Origin of the sequence: Bacillus sp. B2-WWTP-C-10-Post-4 (assembly GCF_009183805.1) — a bacterium.
Lineage (GTDB): Bacteria > Bacillota > Bacilli > Bacillales > Bacillaceae_G > Bacillus_A > Bacillus_A cereus.
Map to the genome: position 1 here is coordinate 1 of NZ_WEII01000211.1, position 3,657 is coordinate 3,657.

The following is a 3,657-nucleotide window of genomic DNA, read 5'->3' on the forward strand; positions in this document are numbered from 1 at the left end:
CATAATATAATATTGCTTTTTAATACCAGTCATATCCATTGGATCAATGGATTGGATTTTGTAATTTACCATTCCAGATTTTACTTTTCTTTCAGGAATATCTAAGTCAAAAAACTCTCCAGCTTCTTCTAAAATAATATTGATATCTTTAATTGTTGTTATAGCATTAGTTGCTTCCTTAAAAAACATGAGTTGCTCTCTTGATAAAACAATATTTTCTTCCTCTTTCTTAAACTGTAGATTTTCTAAAATATCTTCTATTTCTTCTACATTTTCTAGAAAAAACATATCATTCTCCATATGAGGAATTAATTCTTTTAAGTTTATCAAATACATTTGTGAATATTTTATATTCATCTCTTTCATTTCACGTAATTTGTCTAGAAATTTTAATACCTTAGCTTTACGATATGTTTCTGCCATCATTTTCACCTCTCGTTACATTTTGTATACAATTCGTATACATTTCGTATACAGATTGTATACGAGGCGTATTGGATTTGCAAGTATTAATTTTAAAATACAAAATTAATTGGTATTGTTTAAAAATTTTTATTATAGCTATCATGAATTTACTAATACAACTCCACCTATAAAGGTTACGATTCTAAAAAATATTAGATTTTCAAATATTCTTCTTCGCCTGCTGAAACTCTTACAGCGAAACGGACGAAAATCCCCATCGATACAGGGAGAAAACAGTCTTTAATATATTAGGTGTCGTTTACAATTGGACCATGTCTGATAATTAAGCCGCTTAATTTTAAAAATGAAACCCGTTAGGATTTATTTGATATGCAGAATCCCCAATGATTTGCACTGGTTTTTAGAATAAGAAAAAATCCCTTCTGAAACTGACCTTTCTTAGCCTTAGCTTGATAGCAATGTGGCGGTACCCCTCAATGAACAAAAAAATTAACATAGTAAAATAGTATTCGGATGGGAGTCCAATATATTATTAAAATTAGATGGTTCAAGTCGAAGGAAGGCACTTTAGGGGGGCTTTTCTTTATTTTCAAAAGGACCTACTCCATTCATTCTTAAAAACATAAAGTAAAGTGAACCCGTTAAAATACATGAATGAACCTTAGTTTTAATCCTCTTACCTAAAGGAAGAACTATTATGGGCTATGGTGGCAGTTGAGGAGAAGGCTGTGGTTTTGCTGGAGGATTTGCTTTGCTTGTTGTACTCTTTATACTATTAATCATTATCGGATGCAGTTGCTTCTGCTAAAAAACTATTAGAAAGGACACTCTTATATGGGTGTCTTTTCTTTATGAAAAATATCTATAACCTTTTCCTTATGACTTTTAACATCAACAAAGGGTGATACAAACTATTACATATGTTTGTACCACCCTTTATTGATGCGTTTAGAATTCACAGTTGTTAAAGTTTTAGACTTCTCCCTTAGTGTACCCATATTATTAGAACATCCTGTAATCTGTAGACAAAATGTAGCTAATAAAAACAATATTAATAATTTCTTCAATAAATCCTCCTACATGCATAAAACACCATATGTTACAAAACAAACATAACATCAACTCTTTATAAAAACAATATAATCCTCATTCCTTAAGCTATCTCTTAACATAGGAGTACCGCTACATATTCATACAGCTAAAATTTTTAAATATCCTCTACTTAAGGAATTTGTAAGTATCAAGTAAGAAAAACGAGAGCTTTGCTTCGTATAATCAAAATATAAAGCGAAGGAAGAAAGATGATTTCTAGGATTAATATGCATGTAACAAGAGAAGAAATCTACATTTTTTTAGAATAATAATATTAGTATGTCCAAGTTTTGGAGATTGCTTGCAAATATTTTGAAGTTTTCGCATCAGAATTCTAATTACCATACCTGTTTTGTACCATCACATATTGGAGGTTGAAACATGAATAAAAAAAAGAAAATACAAAAATCAGTCCTTACCTTTACCCTACTCTTTTCTTTAGGCGTTTCATCTTTCCCGCTTACAACAACTATTCACGCAGATACACATGAGGAACAATCTGCTGAAAAGAAACTAGTCTCTTTAACGGAGCGTACATCATTATTTTTTGAATATCTCCAGAAAGGTAAGTATGCAGAGGCACTACAGTTGACGTCTGCTGCTTTTCAATCCAAGTTTACAGCAACCACATTACAAAACTGGTGGACACAAAGTGGCTGGAGCGGGATAAAAAGTATGGGAACCCCCGTGATAAAAGAACGAAACTTGGTCCATCAGACGGTGGAAATTCCAGCAGATACCGAAGGAACTACCATACCGCTACTCCTTAAATTCACACCTGGCGGGAAAGTAGATGAAATTGGAGAAAGGCCACCCGAGGAATCTTATACTATCCCGCATCCTAGCTATGATCAACCTGACTCCTATCAAGAACGTGAAATCGTCATTGGAAATTCTACCTATCCGTTACCAGCGACATTAACAGTTCCGAAACATAAGCGTGGTGAAAAACTGCCCGTAGTTGTTCTTGTTCATGGTGCTGGCATCCATGATCGCGATAGCACATATATGGGAACAAAAATCTTACGAGACATTGCGGTGGGCCTTTCATCCAACGGAATTGCAGTGTTGCGCTATGAAAAACGCACCTTAGAACATGCATTAAAGATGAGTACAGAACCTGTTACGTTAGACCGTGACACTACAGATGATGCTATATTTGCAGCAAAATCAGCAGCGCAGCAGGAAGGCATTGATCCAAATAATATTTTCATTCTTGGACATAGCCTAGGAGCTGGCACAATGCCACGTATACTAAGCAAAGCACCTTCCACACTTGTCCGAGGAAGCATCTTACTCGCACCACCTGCACGCCCTTTGACTGACATTGCTATTGATCATTCTCAATACCTTGGGGCGTCAAAGGAAGAAATCGATGAACTAAAAAGACAGGTCGCTTTTATTCAGGATCCTACTTTCAATCCCAATCATCCTCCAGCTGGCTACAATTTTGGGTCACCTCATTTTATGTATGATGTTTCTAGGTGGCGTCCAGTTGAAGAGGCAAAATCACGAAAAGAGCCTTTACTCATTCTGCAAGGAGCACGTGATTATCAAGTAACAGTAAAAGATGAATATACAAAATGGCAGAAAGGACTTTCAAACCGCGGGAATGTTCAGTTCAAAAAATATCCGAAATTGAATCATTTCTTCACGGAGGGTGACGGGGAATTAAGCCTCCCTAGTGAATATGAAATCCCTGCTAACGTTCCCGAATACGTCATCCAGGACATTATTACATGGGTTAACGAGACAAAAAAATAAGCAAACATCAAAAGCCTTCATGCAATCATTATTGCGTGAAGGCTTTTTGAAACTAGTGATTCAGAGATAGCTATTATTTTATATAATATTTGCCCCAAAACGAAAAATTAGAGTCTTTTATAGCAATGAAGTTCATTTTAAGAGCAACCTGTTCTGTGAGCTTAACGGTGATGGGCGGTACCCCTAGAATAAAGAAACAAGAGTAGTTAAAGAGACTACTCTTGTTTCTTTTCCTTCTCTTCTTTTTCAATTTCAGATACAGATTTTGCTGGTTTTTTAATCATTTTATCTAATTCCCCAGAACAACCAAACTTATCCTCAAATTTATCTGTAGTACTTATACTTGCATCAAACCATAATTCCTTATCATTATTT

Annotated in this window: 3 protein-coding genes and 1 pseudogene; 2 read left to right on the forward strand and 2 right to left on the reverse strand. The window is 34.9% G+C overall.

Annotation, left to right across the window (positions count from 1 at the left end; genetic code table 11):
- Window positions 1-426, reverse strand: a 426-nt coding sequence (locus tag GBN78_RS29065) for a hypothetical protein (RefSeq protein ID WP_152128002.1), incomplete at its 3' end; no start/stop codon positions are given.
- Window positions 427-1,123: 697 nt separating this feature from the next.
- Between GBN78_RS29065 and GBN78_RS30810 the strand changes: the two are divergent.
- Window positions 1,124-1,234 (forward strand): annotated as a pseudogene (locus GBN78_RS30810) (YjcZ family sporulation protein).
- A gap of 665 nt (window positions 1,235-1,899) precedes the next feature.
- The gene (locus tag GBN78_RS29080; RefSeq protein WP_001035259.1) at window positions 1,900-3,282 is read left to right on the forward strand and encodes an alpha/beta hydrolase; all 1,383 of its coding nucleotides are present in this window, start codon (window positions 1,900-1,902) and stop codon (window positions 3,280-3,282) included.
- A 215-nt stretch (window positions 3,283-3,497) separates the two neighbouring features.
- On the opposite strand, the gene GBN78_RS29085 is transcribed toward GBN78_RS29080, so the two are convergent.
- A partial coding sequence (locus GBN78_RS29085) for a DUF1433 domain-containing protein (protein ID WP_152128003.1) occupies window positions 3,498-3,657 on the reverse strand: 160 nt, incomplete at its 5' end.

Coding starts and splice junctions, on each gene's coding strand:
- GBN78_RS29080 (WP_001035259.1), top strand. CDS start 1,900: ATGAATAAAAAAAAGAAAATACAAAAATCAGTCCTTACCTTTACCCTA.